15 protein-coding genes are annotated in these 17,244 nt (G+C 47.4%); 3 read left to right on the forward strand and 12 right to left on the reverse strand.

The annotated features are described in order from the left end of the window. Nucleotides 1–194 precede the first annotated feature (194 nt). The 9 genes from OP864_RS03045 to OP864_RS03085 all read right to left on the reverse strand — a co-directional run bounded on the left by OP864_RS03045 (nucleotide 195) and on the right by OP864_RS03085 (nucleotide 11,146). Nucleotides 195–1,049, reverse strand: a complete 855-nt coding sequence (locus OP864_RS03045; RefSeq protein ID WP_270099822.1) for a DMT family transporter — start codon at nucleotides 1,047–1,049, stop codon at nucleotides 195–197. 75 nt (nucleotides 1,050–1,124) lie between these two features. Further along, complete coding sequence (locus OP864_RS03050; RefSeq protein WP_270099823.1) at nucleotides 1,125–2,552, reverse strand: hypothetical protein; 1,428 nt, start codon at nucleotides 2,550–2,552, stop codon at nucleotides 1,125–1,127. Between the two features lie 365 nt (nucleotides 2,553–2,917). Next, nucleotides 2,918–4,297 (reverse strand): hypothetical protein, encoded by a 1,380-nt coding sequence (locus OP864_RS03055; protein ID WP_270099824.1) that lies wholly within the window; start codon nucleotides 4,295–4,297, stop codon nucleotides 2,918–2,920. Then, a complete protein-coding gene (locus tag OP864_RS03060) occupies nucleotides 4,272–5,015 on the reverse strand; it encodes a type III pantothenate kinase (protein WP_270099825.1) in 744 nt (247 codons plus the stop codon). The genes OP864_RS03055 and OP864_RS03060 overlap by 26 nt, the downstream gene beginning before the upstream one ends. A gap of 129 nt (nucleotides 5,016–5,144) precedes the next feature. Beyond that, complete coding sequence (gene rplI, locus OP864_RS03065) at nucleotides 5,145–5,669, reverse strand: 50S ribosomal protein L9 (RefSeq protein WP_270099826.1); 525 nt, start codon at nucleotides 5,667–5,669, stop codon at nucleotides 5,145–5,147. A gap of 35 nt (nucleotides 5,670–5,704) precedes the next feature. Then, entirely contained in the window at nucleotides 5,705–5,974 is a 270-nt protein-coding gene (gene rpsR, locus OP864_RS03070) for a 30S ribosomal protein S18 (protein ID WP_002659924.1), read from the reverse strand. A 52-nt stretch (nucleotides 5,975–6,026) separates the two neighbouring features. Further along, on the reverse strand, nucleotides 6,027–6,404 hold the full coding sequence (rpsF, locus tag OP864_RS03075; protein ID WP_270099827.1) for a 30S ribosomal protein S6: 378 nt from the start codon (nucleotides 6,402–6,404) through the stop codon (nucleotides 6,027–6,029). Nucleotides 6,405–6,530: 126 nt separating this feature from the next. Beyond that, nucleotides 6,531–7,823 carry an amidohydrolase family protein gene (locus OP864_RS03080; RefSeq protein ID WP_270099828.1) on the reverse strand — a complete coding sequence of 431 codons (1,293 nt, stop codon included), beginning with the start codon at nucleotides 7,821–7,823 and terminating at the stop codon, nucleotides 6,531–6,533. A gap of 296 nt (nucleotides 7,824–8,119) precedes the next feature. Continuing rightward, nucleotides 8,120–11,146 (reverse strand): amidohydrolase family protein, encoded by a 3,027-nt coding sequence (locus OP864_RS03085; RefSeq protein ID WP_270099829.1) that lies wholly within the window; start codon nucleotides 11,144–11,146, stop codon nucleotides 8,120–8,122. A 314-nt stretch (nucleotides 11,147–11,460) separates the two neighbouring features. On the opposite strand from OP864_RS03085, the gene OP864_RS03090 reads away from it, so the two are divergent. Then, a complete protein-coding gene (locus tag OP864_RS03090) occupies nucleotides 11,461–11,835 on the forward strand; it encodes a hypothetical protein (protein ID WP_270099830.1) in 375 nt (124 codons plus the stop codon). Between the two features lie 34 nt (nucleotides 11,836–11,869). On the opposite strand, the gene OP864_RS03095 is transcribed toward OP864_RS03090, so the two are convergent. Genes OP864_RS03095 through OP864_RS03105 form a run of 3 tightly spaced genes read right to left on the reverse strand, consistent with a single transcriptional unit; the run spans nucleotide 11,870 to nucleotide 13,050 of the window. After that, nucleotides 11,870–12,361 (reverse strand): hypothetical protein, encoded by a 492-nt coding sequence (locus OP864_RS03095; protein ID WP_270099831.1) that lies wholly within the window; start codon nucleotides 12,359–12,361, stop codon nucleotides 11,870–11,872. Between the two features lie 42 nt (nucleotides 12,362–12,403). Further along, complete coding sequence (locus OP864_RS03100; RefSeq protein WP_270099832.1) at nucleotides 12,404–12,790, reverse strand: hypothetical protein; 387 nt, start codon at nucleotides 12,788–12,790, stop codon at nucleotides 12,404–12,406. Between the two features lie 41 nt (nucleotides 12,791–12,831). Beyond that, nucleotides 12,832–13,050 carry a hypothetical protein gene (locus OP864_RS03105; RefSeq protein ID WP_270099833.1) on the reverse strand — a complete coding sequence of 73 codons (219 nt, stop codon included), beginning with the start codon at nucleotides 13,048–13,050 and terminating at the stop codon, nucleotides 12,832–12,834. Nucleotides 13,051–13,110: 60 nt separating this feature from the next. Between OP864_RS03105 and OP864_RS03110 the strand changes: the two genes are divergently transcribed. Next, complete coding sequence (locus OP864_RS03110) at nucleotides 13,111–13,281, forward strand: hypothetical protein (protein WP_270099834.1); 171 nt, start codon at nucleotides 13,111–13,113, stop codon at nucleotides 13,279–13,281. After that, nucleotides 13,278–17,129: an AAA domain-containing protein gene (locus OP864_RS03115; RefSeq protein ID WP_270099835.1), complete on the forward strand. Its 3,852-nt coding sequence runs from the start codon at nucleotides 13,278–13,280 to the stop codon at nucleotides 17,127–17,129. Before OP864_RS03110 ends, OP864_RS03115 begins: the two co-directional genes overlap by 4 nt. Nucleotides 17,130–17,244: the final 115 nt, after the last annotated feature.

A 17,244-nucleotide genomic window follows, 5' to 3' on the forward strand; every position in this document is an offset into this window, starting at 1 on the left:
TTTTTTTGGTCCAAAATGGAAGGCGGCGCAGCCGCCGCTGAGGCGCGCAGCGCCTGGCTGAGGGATAGATAGCAGTGGCCGAAGGCCAGACCCAGCTTTTTGAGCAAAGCGAAAAAAGCGCAGGGCCGAGCAGACCTGCGAGCTGCGACATAGCCCGACCCGAGCAAAGCGAGGGGCAGCCCCAAAATATCAGTTTATTCTTCCAAACTATTTCTGGGCCAAAAAACAGCGCCTAGAATAACCACCGCCGCCAAAAGCTCTTCCCAGCTGGGCCAATCGCCTAATAAAAGGAGGGCCCAAAAGAGGGCATAAAGGGGTTCTAAGCTAGCCATCAGACTCACTTTTTCGGTCCGTAAATGCCCCAAAGCCCAAATGTAGAGGAAGTGAGCCCCTGCGGTAAAAACCAAGCCCAATAAAAGGAGATAAAAGTAGGGCAAATAGCGGCTAGGCCAGCTTTCTAGCTGCCAAATTTGCCAAAAGGCCAAGCAGATAAAAGCCCCAAAATTTTGCAAAAAAGCCAAGGCATTAGCCCCTAAATTGGCCAAAGCCCTTTTGTTGATCCAGCTCAATAAGGCAAAAGAAAAAGCCGAGCAAAGTCCCCAGCCCCAAGCCTGTACATAGAGCAAATCGCCTGCATTTAAGGAGGGGAAAATTAAGAGCGCTACCCCTAAAAGCAGCCAAAGCGAACGGCCCAAATCGCTGCGCAGCCAGGGGCCCTGCCCCAATAGGGGCCGCAAAAGGACCGTAAACAAGGGGAAAGCCGCAAAACTAATAACGCCCAAGGCCAAACGCCCCTGCTGTATGGCCATAAAAAAGGACCACCAATGCAGGGCCAAAAGTGCGCCTAAGCGCAGACTCAATTGGTAGTTTTTTTTGATTAAGGCATAGACATTGGGCAAAAAAAAGAAGAGGCAACAGGCCGCAAAAAACGTTCGGCCCAAAACCAACTGACTAGCCGAAAGGCCCGAAAAACGAGCAAATAAACCCGCTCCACCAAAGAGCATCACCGCCAATTGTAGGCCCAAATTGGCCTTAATTTCTATTTTCATTTTCTATACATTAAAAAGAGCCAACTACTCCTTAGCAGTTGACTCTTTAGTGCAAATTTATCTTTTTTCTACGGCCTAGCGTCCGCGAATAGTGGTTGTTTGCTGAATCCAGCAAGGTACCTTAATGCTAGCCCCCTCTTTGAGTTGGCGCTGGAAAATCTCCGTTTTAGTAGGCATAAAAGCGCTATATTGACCAATATATTTGTTGGCTTTAGCCGCTACAGAAGGATCAACAGATTTAGCTTTCACCCATTCGTCGATAGCGGGCCAAACACAAATCTGAGCATCCCAACCCGTTCCTTTGGCGCTACAACGTCCACCACTAGAAGCGTACATAATTCCTACGAGCAAATAAGGCTCTCCCCAATTGGGACGGAATTTAGAGGCCTTGCGGCAATAGCTACGAGCAGAACCAAAACTACCTGCACGGAAAAGGCGGTCGGCATAGCGATAAGCCAAATCAGCTTTTACTTCATTGCTTACCCAACCCTCTTCATCAATGGCGGCAGGATAAAACTCCCAGGCTTTGTCTTTTAGCTCCTGGCTCTCTTCACGAGCGCCTTTAGAGCGGTACATCAAAATTTTGGTGTAAGCGGTAGTCGTATCATTATTAAGGATTTTATCAAAGTTGGCCGCAGCAATACTGTCCGCCACTTCTTCAAAAGCCTTTCGTACTTCCAGATAGAACTCATCTTCCCCACCACATTTCTTACCGATTACGGTCAAGATTTCGGTATTCTGTGCCTGGTTACGAGGATCTGCCTCAAACTTGGGGCGCCAGATTTTGGTATAATAAGCACAACCAAAAATGGCATCTTTGATGGGCTCAAACTGCGCATCTACTTCGGTCCAAGCTTTTTTGTAATCATCTTTGGGGTTCTTTTTGGCCAATTCCTCCAAACTTGCATAAAGTTTACGCATATACTCGGCATCAATGCCTTCTACATTCGAGCGGAAAGCATAAACGGTGAGGGTAGCCAAAGGCGTCATAATCATTGCTGGCGCCTTATCTTTGCCCAAGTCCAAACTGCGCTCATAAGCCTTAATGGTCTGCATCATAGGCGCCTGATTGGCGTATAAATAATAGGCCTGATAGGCACGCACCAAAGCATCTTCCCCATTACAGGCGGCATTTTGCTCATAAAGGGCATCCCCTTTTTCAAACCATTCTTTTTTCTTTTCTGCATCTGCCTCCTGGCCTGCAAAATAGTAAGCCATTACGGCCCCATCTTCAAAGTGGCGGGTTTCCGCACCTTTGGGCGCCTTCACATGCTGAAAAAGCTCCTCCCAAATCGGATAAGCATCTTTATAGTTTTGCTGATTAAATCGGTCGCGATAAATAACATGCTGCTGCCGGGCCGCTTTTCGCCCCTTGGGGTAACTCTCCCAAGTTGTACAGTTATTGTCGGCTGCGGCATCTTGTGCATAAGCCGTTTGCAAGCTAAAAAGCCCGAGCCCAAGGAAGAGGGCCCATTTCATCATTTTTTTTGGATGCAATTTCATAATCTAATTTCTTTTTAGTTAGCTAAGAGCTAGGCTCTTATTCTGTTTTGTTTCGAGCTTCTTTTCTTTTGGGGCTGCCCCGCCCTGCGGGCGGGTCGGGCTGTGTCAGGGCTCGCAGGTCTGCTCGGCCCTGCGCAAAATTCGCTACGCTCATTTTGCTGGGTCTGCGGCTTCGCCGCCCCCTTTTCCATCCCTCAGCCGAGGCGCTGCGCGCCTTTGCGGCGGCTTCGCCGCCTGTCCGCTGCAAATTTGGAGCATGGGGACCAAAAAAACAACATTCTAAAGAATAGAGCAAAGATTTAAGCTAAAAAAGCGGCGGCGGGCCGCTTTTTTCTTGTTTCAGCTCCTCTTTTGCAAATAATGTTCTATCTAAACTTAGAACGGCGGAACCAGCTACCATCATTGAGCGTAAAGGCCAGATTAAACTGCCAGTAATTCTCTTTGATCAGTTCGCTATGGCCCAAAAATCCATATTCTATGCCTAGTTGCACATGGCCCAACAAAGGCGATTTTAGGGGCTGTATGGGAAGTCCCAAGCCAAAAGCTATGCCATACTTCTGCAGCTGATAATCGTTGCCTCCGCTCTCAATTGTTCGAGCATCGGTTCCATAAAAGAGGCCTGCACGGTATCTGGCCCGCTTTAGCAGATGTCTGGTTTTATAGTTGGGGGTATACTCTGCACCTAGGGCAAAGGTATAGCTATCCTCCATTCTGATATTAGAATTATCATGAGAAAAACCAGAGGACCAAAGGCTCTGCTCAAAGTTGAGGCCCAGGCGCCAATGCAAACCTTTGTTCAAGGCAATCCCAAAACCATAGGTTAAGGGCATTTGCATGCTGCTCACGGCATCTTCTGTATTAATGATGGTATCTCGGGCATAAATGGCGCCATAGCGGATCACTTTTTCTTGAGAAAGTAGCTGAATTTTGCTACTTCCGCTTGCATAAGCCCCTACGGTCAGCCGTAAATCCTCAAAAATCAAGGGATCATCATCTAGGGGAGAGAAAAAGTGCTCATACTGCAAACCAGCATCCCAGAGCAAACCAGAGGCATTCTCTTCTAGCTGAAACTCTTCGTCATAGCCAAAGGTATAGACACTATCCTGAAAATCGATATAGTTGTTTTGGTAAAAGTTGCCAAAGAGGTAGCCCAGATTCACCCCAGCAGATAGGCCTTTATACTTAAAGCCATTGGACCAATTTGCTCTAAAGCGGCTTCCTTCGCCCTCATACTGATATTCAATATCACCAAATTGGGCATCAGAACGCAGTACCCGCACATCATAGGCAATCGAGCTATGAGGGAGTAGGCTCAGGCCCATCCCCCATTGGATCGGAATCCCTTTTCGGAGGCTGTCTTTTTCTAGCTCCCAAGCTCTAGTAATTGGAAAAGCAATAGAAAAATAGCTCAGATTGCCATCATTTGCTGTGGCCGAAAGACCAGAGGCTTTCTCGCTCAAGCTAGAGCGCTTATAGTAAATCCCCGTTTCTAGGGCAGTCGTTCTGAGGTGGCCCAAAGAAGCCGGATTGCTAAGATCTACTTCCCAGATACTATTAAAGGTAGCGCTAAGTGCTCCTGCAGAGCCCTGCACCACCTGCAATTGATTGCCTTGTAAATCTCCCAAACCAAAACGAGAATAAGGCGAATTGGCCCGAGTATATTCTTGGGCAAAAAGAGAGGAAGTCAAAAAAAGAAGGGCAAAAGCCCAGCAGACTGCATTAGTCGGCAGTGTGTTGTTGCACATGATAGTTTAAAATTTGATTGAGGCCCATAAGGACCAGATTGGGCACCTTGAAAAGTTGACTGCTCAGGCGCTTTTCAAAAAAATCGGCATCGCCCCCAGTAATTAACACCCGAAGTTCGGGATATTCTTTTTGGTATTGGGCAATAAAGCCTTGCATCTCGTAAACGACACCAGACTGCACTCCGGTTTGTATAGAACTCAATGTGGTGTTGCCTATTTCTTGGTCCAAATCTATTCTTTGGACCAAAGGCAGCTTGGCCGTAAAATGCTCTAAGGCAGCAAAACGCATTTCTATACCCGCTAATATACTGCCTCCCAAATAGTTGCCCCCCTCCGTAATAAAATCATAGGTAATGCAAGTGCCCGCATCTATGACCAATACATTGGAGTCAGGAAATAAACTATGTGCAGCCACTACAGCAGCAATGCGGTCGTTCCCTAAGGTTTCTGGAGTAGCATAACTATTTTCTATAGGCAGCCCAAGCTCCCAATTGAGCCGAACAAAATGCAGCAACTGCCCACTGAGCTGTCGCTCTATACGGCTGTTTCTTCGGCGTACAGAAGAGAGAATCGCCTGCCGAATAGGGTACTTCTTTAAGACCTTATCCAGCTTCTTTTGGCTAAAACGTTCTCTAGTCACCAATTGCAAAAGCTCTCCCTCCTCAGAAAAAACCGCCAACTTCGAGCGGCTATTGCCAATGTCAATGCAAAGATTCATATAAAAAAATCAACTAGTTTTGAGCGGCCAAGATAACTATTTTCATCCGAAGCAGTTTGGCCTTTTAGGCCAAAAAAAAAGGCCACTACCCCATTATAAGTAGTGACCTTTTAGGCGAAGAACAGCAAATTATTCTGCAGTTTCTTCTGTATTTTCAGCAGCGGCTTCAGTTTGGTCTACAACCTCATCAGCAACAACAGCATTAGGATCATCATTGTATACCTCGAAAGTAGCTGTAGCACGTACATCTTTCATCAAAGTGATGATTGCGTTGTATTTACCCAACATTTTCACCTCCTCAGGCATTTTGATTTTCTTCTTGTCTACTTCTAGACCAAACTCTTCTTTAAGCGCATTGGCAATCTGTACAAAAGTAACAGAACCAAAGATCTTACCGCTAGTTCCAGCCTTAGCCGCAATACGAAGCGTTGCCGCCTCAATTTTGCCAGCCAATTCTTGAGCTTCAGCAGCCATCTTAGCCAAACGAGCTTCCTGCTCGCGGATTTGCTCCATTAGAGAGTCTTTGTTTTCTTTATTCGCAACAATAGCAAATCCCTGAGGGATAAGGAAGTTACGAGCGTAGCCAGGCTTTACAGTCACCAAAGTGTTGGCATAACCTAGGTTCTCTACGTCTTTGATAAGGATAATTTCCATAACAGGATCAGTTTTGAACAATCTTCTTTAATCAATTACTTCTTCATCAAGTCAGCTACATAAGGTAGCAAAGCCAAGTGGCGAGCACGCTTAACAGCAGTAGCCACTTTGCGCTGGTACTTCATTGAGTTACCCGTGATACGACGAGGCAACAATTTACCTTGCTCGTTGATGAAGTTCATAAGGAAATCGACATCTTTGTAGTCTACGTACTTGATGCCGTAACGGCGAAAGCGGCAATACTTTTTGCGCTTTTGGCCAATTTTAGGATTGCTCAGAAACTTGATATCTTCTCTACTTGCCATAACAAGTTAATTTTAAATTGGAATAAATGAATGATTCTATGAAAGAACTAGACTACTTCTCAGCAGACTCTTCTTTCTCCTCTTTTTTCTTACCGATCAAACCGTTGCGCTTGTCGTCATTGTATTTTACGCCATGCTTGTCCAACTTGATAGTCAAGAAACGCAAAACACGGTCATCACGACGGAAGGCCAACTCTAGCTCCTCAATCAAATTTCCAATTACCTCCTCAGTTTTGAATTCTACTACGAAGTAGGCTCCAGAACTACGGCGGTTAATGGGATAAGCCAATTGCTTGATACCCCATTCAGCAACATTTACGATCTCGCATTTGTTGTTTTTCAAATGCTCTACGTAAAGCTGAGCTGTCTCTTTGATTTCATCACCTGACAGAACGGGATCGACGATGAAAGTACACTCGTATTGTCTCATTAAGATTTACAGTGTTAAATATGGTTAGATAAAATAAAAAACCGCCCCTCTGAGCGGAGGAGCGGCTGCAAAAATAAGCTTTTATCTCAATTATCAAAAACTATTTGGTCCTTATTGCTAAGGTTTTTAGTTTTTGCCCGAAGGCTCCTCCAAATCATATTTATCCATATACTTTTTGTAGAGCTGCTTTTGCTTGTCTTTATCCAAATCCAAAAGCTTCCCATCCAAATAAGCAGCCGTGATCTGACTGCTTCGCATATCCAATAAATCGCCCTTGGACAGGATGAAGCTAGCCGCTTTGCCCTTTTCCAAACTGCCAATCTGATCCGATACGCCCAAGATTTCCGCTACATTGCTGGTAATAGCTGCCAAAGCTACTTCCTTGGGCAAACCATAAGCCACCGCTTGGCCCGCCTGAAAGGCAAGGTTGCGCTGGTTCCAGCTCCCTTGCATGCTCAAAGCGAATTTGACGCCCTTTTCATGCAAGATGGCCGGCGTTTTATAAGGCTGGTCCACATCATCATGCTCCAAACGAGGCAAAGCGTGTAAGTTGCTTAAAATAACAGGGATCTTTTGCTCGGCCAAGAAGTCGGCAATGCGCCAAGCCTCTGCTGCCCCAACAAAAACCAACTTTACTCCATAAGGCGACAATAATTGATGGGCCTCTAACATGGCCTTGGCCTCATCTACATGCACATACAAACGCTTATCTCCAAAGAATAAACCCCGCATGCTCTCCATTTTGATGTTATTTCTTTCAGGCGACTCTTGCCCGCAGTAAGCTGCAGCCTCATCCAAGTAGAGCTGCACCCCCTCTATAGTGGGCCGATATTTCTCATTGAGTTTAGTGGGACCAGGAGCCGCCCACCAACCCGTAAACTGAAAGCGCTTGGGCCACCACAAATGCGTGCCCTCATCTAGTTCTACAACCGCATCTTCCCAATTGAAGGCCGATAGGCGCAAAACAGATGATTGCCCCGAAATCCGTCCGCCTTCTGGAACAACCTGGCTGTATAAGATGCCATTGCTCAAAATGGTGGGCAAAATCTCCGAATCGGTATTATAAGCCACCACAGAACGAATATTGGGATTGAAGTAGCCAACTTCTCTAAAGTCTAGGGTGGCTCGAACCGCCTCTACCTCGACCAAACCCAATTGGGTGTTGGCAGCAATTAAGGCCGGATAAACCCACTGCCCTTGCCCATCTATCTGCTCTTTGTAGTTTTTCTGGGCTAGCTCTTTGGCCAGACCAATTTCTACAATTTTACCTGCCTTGACGGCAATGGCCCCTTCTTCTATAATTTCTCCTTGGCCCGTATGAATACGAACGTTTTTCAGAAGGTAATGATCTGTTTTCTGTGCCCAGACCGAGGCAGTTATGGCCCAAAACAAAAGGACCAACAAACTCCATTTTTTCATCTATATATAATATGTATCATGTTAATAATTAGTGCTCCCCTTTTCTGCGGCTAGAGGCGGGCGAAGCCCGCCGGCCTAGCGATGTGCAGCAGTGGCCGTAGGCCAGACCGAAGCCCGAAGGGCTGAAGGGCCGAGCGAACAGCGAGCTGCGAAACGTAGCGCCGACGAGCGAAGCGAGGCGGAGGCTCCAAAACAGCAGCGAGCCCCGCAACGACAACAAGCCCTTTAGGGCGCAGTTCGACGACCGAAGGGAGTAACCGCCGCAACATTATATTCAGCGGAGGCCCAAAATCCCCCTAATCTACTTTCCAGCCTCCTAAGGCATTGAGCTGCACATCTCCACAGTGGTAGTGCTTGTCCTCTGTGGGCATAGCGGGCTGCGTAGGTTCTCCAGCCGATTTGGCGCCCAACATCTTCTGAATCAGACGCTGACGCTCGGCCTTGAGCTCTGCCCGAAGGCGCTGATCCCGCTCCAAAGAATAGTAGCAAATGCCGTCTACATAGGTTTGTTCGGCCTTGGCGTAGATAGAGAGCGGATGATCGGACCAAAGGACCAAATCCGCAGATTTGCCCTTCTTGATGCTGCCCAATTGGTCATCGCAACGGAGCAGTTTGGCGGGATTTAGCGTGACCATTTTCCAGGCTTCTTCCTCGCTCATCTGGCCATATTTTACCCCTTTGGCCGCTTCTTGATTGAGGCGGCGGCCCATCTCGGCATCATCCGAATTGATGGCCGTGACCACATCCATAGCATCCAAAATCTTGGCATTATAGGGAATCGCATCCCGAACTTCTGCCTTATAGGCCCACCAATCGGAGAAGGTAGAGCCCCCGGCCCCATGTTCCTTCATCTTATCGGCCACCTTATAGCCCTCCAAAATGTGGGTAAAGGTGTTGATGCGGAAATTATAGCGCTCGGCCATTCGCATCAGCATGGTAATTTCGCTTTGCACATAAGAATGGCAGCTAATGAAACGCTCCTTATTCAGGATTTCGAGCAGGGCATCCAACTCAATATCTCGACGGGTATTTTCGGGATCCTTTTTTAGGGCTTCGCCATAGGCTTGGGCCCGACTAAAATAGTCTTCATAGACCTGTTCTACCCCCATACGAGTTTGGGGAAAACGTTTGTTCTGACGATCGCCCCAATTGGACTGCTTTACATTTTCGCCCAAGGCAAATTTGATAAAAGGAGCCGCATTTTCATACTTGAGCTCCTCGGGCAAGACGCCCCAACGGAATTTTATCAAAGCCGCTTGTCCCCCGATCGGGTTGGCCGAACCATGTAGCAATTGGGCCGTAGTCACGCCCCCAGCCAACTGTCGATAGATATTGACATCATCGCTATTGAGTACGTCCCCAATGCGGACCTCCGCAGAGCTGGCCTGCGTGCCCTCATTGACTCCGTTTTGGATGGCAATATGCGAGTGCTCATCAATGATGCCCGTTGTGAGGTGCTTGCCTTGAGCATCCACCAATTTGGCCCCTTTGGGCAACTTGATATTCTTGCCGATCTTCTTGATCTTCCCATTTTCAATCAAGACATCGGTATTCTCCAAAATGCCTTGCTTTTCATTGGTCCAAACCGTAGCTCCTTTAAAGAGAACGACCTCCTGTTTGGGCGCCTGCTCGGCCGTATGACCAAAAGCGGTAAAGGGATAGCGCAATTTGCTGGCCCAGTTCAGGCTGCTATCTCTTTTGGGTAATTCGGCGGCTTTTTTAGGCGCAAAAGCGGCTTGGCGTTGACCTTTTACATTCAGCCAATTGCCTTTTTCATCCTCGGCATAACCAATGATGCTGCCCTCCTTCCATTGGGCACTAATGCGAATAATGGGCGCTGTGCTGTCTGCCGTAAATTTACCTGAAAGGCTCAGGCTAGGGTACTGATAATCCAATTTTAGTTTGATCGGCTTTTGCGTGCTATCGGCAAAAGTTAGTTTTGCTGTGGGCTTAAAGGCTTTGCCCTCTATGCTAATTTGATAACTTTTTTGCGCCAAATTGAGGCTGTAGGTCCCGCGAATATCTGCCGCTTGAAGGTTGGCCTCGCTATAGACCTTACCCTTCACCCAATGCTGCAACAACTGGCTATTTTCCATCAAGATCGGGGCTGAGCTAATAAAGAAATTGGCCCATTTACCCGCTTCTAAGGTCCCAACTTGCTCCGATAGGCCCAAAAAGCTAGCGGGCTGAGTGGTTAGGGCGGCCAAGAGATCCTCTTCACTTAATCCAGCCGCATAAGCTTTGCGCAAACTGGCCCAAATGGCTGTTGGTTTTTTGAGTCCCTCTGTGGTTAATGCAAAGGCTAGGCCTACATCGGCTAGTGCGGCGGGATTGGCGGGGGCCAGCTCCCAATGTAGCATTTGGCCCAATTTGATAAAGTTGGCATCTAGTGGGTCGCTCACATCATAGGCCTCTGGAAAGTTCAGGGGCACCACCAATTTGGCCTTTGCGGCCTGCAAGGCCTCTAAACGGCGATACTCATCTCCTGCCCCCACAAAGATGTATTCCTTGCCAAATTCTTGGGCAATTTTATGCGCTCTCAGAATATTAAAGCGCTGCTTGGCCTCAAAAAACTGCGGCAAGTCTTGTAGCTCATTAAAGCGAGCCAAAGAGCGGTTGTATTCTAGTCCAGCCTCCTGCTTTTGGTAATAATCCGCATCATAGTAGGTTTGGCGAAGCAAGGCAATAGCCCCCATCAAAGAGCTGGGGTAATCTTGCGAGGAACTCCCCTTAGAAAAAGAGTAATGGGCCGCTGCTTCTCCTTTGAGAATCATCTCTTGGGCCGATTCTTCGCCTAGGAAAACAAGGGCCGAGCTCCCTCTGGCAATGCCATCCTTTTGTTGGCTAAGGCAAAGGCCAAAACCCGCTTGGCGCAAGGCTTTAGCCACCTTTTTATCGGGAGAAAAGAGCTGGTCGGCTCTTTGTTCTGGCCGAATTGCTTCGTTCCAGCTAAAGGGCCCCTTTTTATCCGATAGAAACTGCGGATTTCCCTGATTATTATCCTTTTTAGGGTTGGCCGAAAGACCGTAATTACTACTTAACTCAATAAAGGAGGGATAAATATATTTGCCAGCCAGATCAATTTCCACGGCCCCTTGAGGGAGCTCTAGGTTTTGGCCCACTGCCACAATCTTCCCTTCTTTAATCAGCAACTGGGCATTTTTAAGCAACTGCTTGGGCCCCGTCTGAATATGGGCATTGGTAAATAGGTAGCAGCCCTCTCTTTGGTCTACCACCCCATTTTCTGGAAAGCTAGGCCGCTGGGCCAGCAGACTTGCCCCTAGTCCCAAATAAAGCAGTAAACATAAATAGACTATCCTCATACGAAATAAAATTTGGTTTTTTGATGTAATTCACAAGCGAAAGATACGCTCTTTGGCCAATATAGGACTGTTTTTAGGCTACTGCATTTTTTTTAGATAGACGCTTTTCTCTTATCCACTAAATGATTTTTATTTGGGGCCTCCGCCTCGCTGCGCTCGTCGGCGCTACGTTTCGCAGCTCGCTATTCGCTCGGCCCTGCGCGGGCTGCGCCCGCTTGGTCTGGCCCTAGGGGCCACTGCTGCACATCGCTAGGCCGTTTGGCCTTCGGCCATGGCCAAAGGCCAAACAGCACATCAAAACCTTTACGCCCTATTTGACAGAGATCAAATACCTCATCAAAACCTTTACGCCCTATTTGACAGAGATCAAACAGCCCATCAAAACCTTTATGTCCTATTTGACAGAGATCAAACACCCCATCAAAACCTTTTTGCCCTATTCTGCAGTTGCAGAACACCCCATCAAAACCTTTTTGCCCTATTCTGCAGATGCAGAACACCTCATCAAGACCTTTTTGCCCTATTTGACAGAGATCAAACACCCCATCAAAGCTTTTACGCCCTATTTGACAGAGATCAAACACCCCATCAAGACCTTTTTGCCCTATTGTGCAGATGCAGAACGGCATCCCGAAAACTTGGTCCAAAAAAGTAGAAAAGAGGGACAAAAAAAAAGCGCCCGTCAGTAGACGGGCGCTTTAGGTTGAGGGCCAAAGGGCCTAATTAGTTATCCATAAAAATGTTTTCTTCTTCGGCGGGGACAAAATACCAACGGCGGAGATTCCCCTCATGCAATTGGTCTACGACCAGTTTACCATCTTCTAATTTGATGATGCGCATATCGTTCCAGCCCTTTACTTGTAGAAACTGGATAGAGTCCTTTCGGACTTGGAAATCAAAGATGCGATCACGGCCACCGATATCCATCTTCCATTTATCTACCTTTTGTTTTTTGTACTTGGTTTTTTTTCCTTTTTTGACCTCTACTTTTTCTTTGAGGTCATAGAAATACATGACGATAGGGCCAGCTTGGGCATTACAATCGATGTATTGACCATTGAGTTCTAAGTACTCGGTTTGCCAGGGGTGGCTTTTGAGTGTTTTCATGGTCTTTTTTTCTTCTTTGCTGGGCTTGTATTTTTTATTTTTCTGGGCCTGTAGCGGAAGGACCAAAAGGGCCAAAAAACAAGCAATAACTAATGATCTAAGGGGCATAATAAGCGTTTAAGATTGATAAAAATGCGGTATGTAAAAGGCTTATGTTGCAGGTTTTTGCAATTTCCATTCCGCCTTTTCGCTCTGCAAAATTAGCAAACTATCGCTAAGTTCTATAATAGCTGTGGGGGGCAATACTTTTGTAGGGTGTTGGTAAAAGAGGCTATCATTTCTAAAAAAGAAGCGAACGCTATCGGCATGAGGGGGAGTAACAAAGCTTTTAATGCGGAAGCTATCGCGGGTAAAGGTATAGATGGGGTCGCCCATGGCTTGTCCAGCAATTTGCATTTTGGGGGTTTCGATATAGACCACCTCCCAAGAGCGGTAGAGCAGGTCTAGGTCAAACTTAGACGATTGGGCTATTTTTTTTGGGCCAGAGCAGGCGCCGAGCAGAAAAAGCGCAATAGCGCTAGAAAGTAGGTACTTCATAAGGTATAGTTTAAAAATTGAGTGCAAAAGAAAAGCCTGCCTTAGACTTTTGCGTCTAGAGGCGAGCGCAGCGAGCCGGCTGAGGGATGGGCAGCAGTGGCCCGCAGGGCCAGACCGAGCAAAATGAGCGCAGCGAAATTTTGCGAAGGGCCGAGCAGACCTGCGAGCTGCGACACAGCCCGACCCGCCTGCAAGGCGGGGCAGCCCCAAAAACGGCAGAAAAACAAGAAGGTATTCATTTCGGGATAGAAGTAAAGCATTTTCTAAAAAAACTCGCTATCTTCCTGCTATAAAATTCCTTGGAAAAACCGCCCAATCTTATGCAGGCCTCATCACTTGATTTACGATTTTTAGAGCAGCTCAAGCAGCGATTACAACTTTCTAACCGCCGATCAATTTATTTGAATGCTTTGGCGGGGCGTTCTCGCAACCGCCTTAACTTGACGGATCTCAATCAGATTGAGCCTCGTTTGGCGGAGCGATATTATTGAGCAAGCCTAACTTCCGTTTACAGTTTCGGCCTACGGCAGAGCGTTGGCAGGAGGAGCCTGAATTGGGTCGAGTGATGCGTCGGCTCAACAATATGTTATTGGACCATCAGGATCATTTGGCGGAGCAGGGAGTGGCTACTTTTGGTTTTGGTTTTCCGATTATATTAAAAAGGGACCAAGAGGATCCTAGTCGGATTATCAAGGCGCCCTTATTTGTTTGGTCTTTGGAGTTAAAGCGCAATTGGCGCAAAAGTAATGAGTGGACCTTAGAAAGAAGTGATGAATTTGCGCTTTCTAGCAACCGTTCCTTAGCGGCGCATTTGCTCAAGGACATGAAAATCCGTTTATCTCCGCTCTATGATCATTTTATGGAAGATGGTTTATTGGATGAGCGGGAAGTCATGCAGACGGTCGTGAAGCAACTGGCCCAATTGAGTCCAGAAAAGCAAGAAGCTGAGGTTCGGGAAGCGCTTTTGGCGAGTTGGAAAAAGGGCTTAGTTCCTTTGCCGACCCTCAAGGATGAGCTATTGGAGCTGACGGAAAATGGGCCAAAATTGGTTTGGGGCGGTTTATTTGGTTTGTATAAGGGGCAGAAAGAGAGTTTGGCCCAGGATATACAGGAATTCATCCAGCGATTTGATGAATTAGGGCAATTATTGCGGCCTATTGCGCAGGGAGAATTTGGCGAGCAGGCGGTGCCCAAGCTCATGCAGCATAGCTTTCCGATGGTGCCCACCGACCCTAGTCAGCAGCATCTTTTGCATGACCTATTTCGAGGGAAGCAGATTATTGTGCAGGGCCCTCCGGGTACGGGAAAGAGCCAGAGTTTGACGGCGGTATTGAGCAACCTACTCTCTAATGGGGCCCGTTGTTTGGTGGTTTGTGAGAAAAAGACCGCCCTAGATGTTTTGTACAACAACCTCAAGGAACTAGGTTTAGAGGAATTGGCGGTCATTGTGGAGGATTTGTATCGAGACCGAGGGCCCTTAGTTCGTTCTATGCGGGCGCGTTTGCAGCAAAAGCAAAAAAGCTATAAACCTTCTAGTCATTATTTGCGGAGTTTGCAGAGCATGGCCGCTTATAGTCAGCAACTACAGGGCTATCATGAGCAACTATTGGCGCAACTATCGGGAGAAAAGCGTTGGAGTGATTTGGTGGATGAATATTTGGACTTGGCGTTGACCTATGATCGCAGGCGGATTGCGGGCAAATTGACCCCCAAAGCCTTTAGCTTTGAGAATGCCGAGTTGGAAGAAATACTTAGAATTTTGGAAGAGGGCGAACCTCTTTTTAGGGCTTTGGGCAGCCTACAGCATCCATTTAATGCCTTTAGTGATCATTTTTTTAGCAATGGAAACACCCATGCGGTCAAACAAGAGCTAGGCAAAAAGCTAAGAGGCTTACAAAACGCCTTGGATGCGGCGCAGAGCGACCTACTCTCCTACCTTTATGAGTATGAAAAGCTATTGGAAGATCATTATAGTGAGACCATGAGCTTTAAGGGCAAGGCCTTGGAAGAAATGCGTGACCTTATAGAAGATGGTTTTGAGACCAGCAAATACTTCTTTAATAAAAACACGGGCTTTTATCGCTCTTTGCTTCGTTCGGTCTCTAGCAAGTATAAAAAGCTACAAGACGATAAGGAAAAAGTAGTAGCCCATTATAAATTATTGCGCAGCTTTCATCAGCGGTACAACTACTTTGACTTTCCGTTTTTGAAGTTGGATGATATGGACATCATCATTTTTGAGGAAGTGCAGAAAAACATAGGGCAATACAGCAAGAAACTAAGTGATTGGTACTTTGAGCGGACCAAAGACATCCAGCGTTTGGTGAATGAGCTGTCTTTGCAGAATGTGCATCCGCATGTAGATTTTAAGGGGCGGGTGCAAGAGCTCAGCCGCAACCTAGACGTTTTTGCAGAGAGTTATCGCAAGAGTAAAATCTTCAAGGTTGGCTTTCGTTTTGACTCCCCTATTTTGCGGCAGCGGCTCAATCATTTGGAGAACCTTTATGAGAACTTGGGGAAACTCTTGGAGCGTTTTGAGGCTGAATTTGAGGCCTATCATCGCTTAAAGTTTTTCTGGGAGCAGCTCAATACGGCAGAGCAGCAGGCCTTTCGGGCGCTTTCGGAGGTCGACCCGCCTGATTGGCAGGGGCATTTTAGATGCTGGTACATCTATGAGCTTTTAGAGCGGCAAGATAAAGAGCGTTTACCTCAGGCCGAGAGCTATGCTCGTTTGCTCAAGTACTATGAGGAAGAGCAGGAGCGGATGCGCAAAGAATTGAAGCAGCATACCCTATTGCATTGGCGGGCCAAGCAGGCGCAGGCCGTAGATCAATTTAATCGAGAGAAAGCGCCCTTAAAAGTGCATTCCATTTATAACCTCAGGGGGGCCAATGGGGGCAAGCGCACCCCATTGCGACAAATCTTTGAGGCCGATCCGCAGCTATTTAGCAGTTTTTTCCCGGTATTGATGGTCAACCCTTCGGTAGCGGCGGCCATGTTGCCCTTAAAGCCCCATCTATTTGATGTGGTCATCTTTGATGAGGCCAGTCAATTGCGTTTGGAAGATACCTTTTCGGCCCTATTGCGGGGGCGGCTTAAGGTCATTTCTGGAGATAGTCAGCAGATGCCGCCCTCCGACTACTTTGCCAGTCGAGAATCGGCCTTTTTGGAAGAAGAGGAAGAGGATGAAAACGCCTGGGAATTGGAAAAAGAGGCGGTAGATTATTTGGCGGGCAGTGAGTCTTTACTGGAGTATTCTGTAGCTGATGGGCGTTATGAAGAGAGTTTTTTGCAGATTCACTATAGGAGTCGGCACCCCTACCTCATTGACTTTTCTAATGCGGCCTTTTATGGAAAGCGCTTGCGGCCAGTGCCGGCCCAGGAAGACTATTGTCCCATTGAGTTTCGGGCGATAAATGGTTTATATGAAAACTCGACGAATCCGACAGAGGCGGAGGCGATTTTAGAAGAGCTATTGGCCCTTTATGGGCAACATAAAGCGCAACTACCGGCTATAGGCGTGGCTACTTTTAACCTCAAGCAGCGCAACCTCATTTTAGAAAAAATGCAGGAGCGGATGAGTCAGTCAGAGAGCGAGGCCAATGCCTTTGAGGCCTTACAGGCAGCGGGTTTATTTGTCAAGAACTTAGAGAACATACAGGGAGATGAGCGAGACATCTTGCTTTTATCGACCACCTTTGGGCAGCGAGAAGATGGGCGTTTCATACAGAACTTTGGTCCGATCAACAGAGAACGGGGCTATCGTTTACTGAACGTATTGATTAGTCGGGCCAAGCAGAAAATTGTACTTTTCTCGAGTATTCCGCAGGAGTACATTTTGCGTTATCGGGAGTTGGTTCCTGAAGAGGGCAACTATGGCAAGGCCATATTTTATGCTTATTTGGCCTATGCGCAGGCGGTTAGTCAGGGGAATGAGGCATTGCGGCAGCAGATTTTGGAATTAGTCTATACGCATTCGGACCAAAAGCAGCTAGAAGAATTTAATCCGGAGAGTCGCTTAGCGGGTTTCGCCTTGCGGTTCCATCGTTTTTTGTCCAAACATTTGCCCGAGGGTTATCAGTTAGATTGGCAGGCACAGTTGGCGGGTTTGCAGATTCCCTTTTTGTTGAGAGATGGGCAGGGGCAGCCTAAATTGGCCTTTTTCATTGACCTCTATCATGCGGATTATTCGGAGGAGGCCTATGCTTGGGACTTCTTCCGTCGTGATTATTTGCAGCGGATGAATATTCCTTTGGAGCGGGTTTGGACCTACAGTTGGTGGAAGCAGACGGAGGCGGAGCAGGCCAGGATTCGGGCAATTTTGGAAACTTTGGGGTAGTTTTGGGGCCTCCGTCTCGCTACGCTCGTCGGCGCTACGTTCCGCAGCTCGCAAGCCTGCTCGGCCCTTCGTCGCTTCGCGCCTCGGTCTGGCCCTTTGGGCCACTGCTGCACAT

This window comes from Saprospira grandis (genome assembly GCF_027594745.1).
Classification (GTDB): Bacteria; Bacteroidota; Bacteroidia; order Chitinophagales; family Saprospiraceae; genus Saprospira; species Saprospira grandis.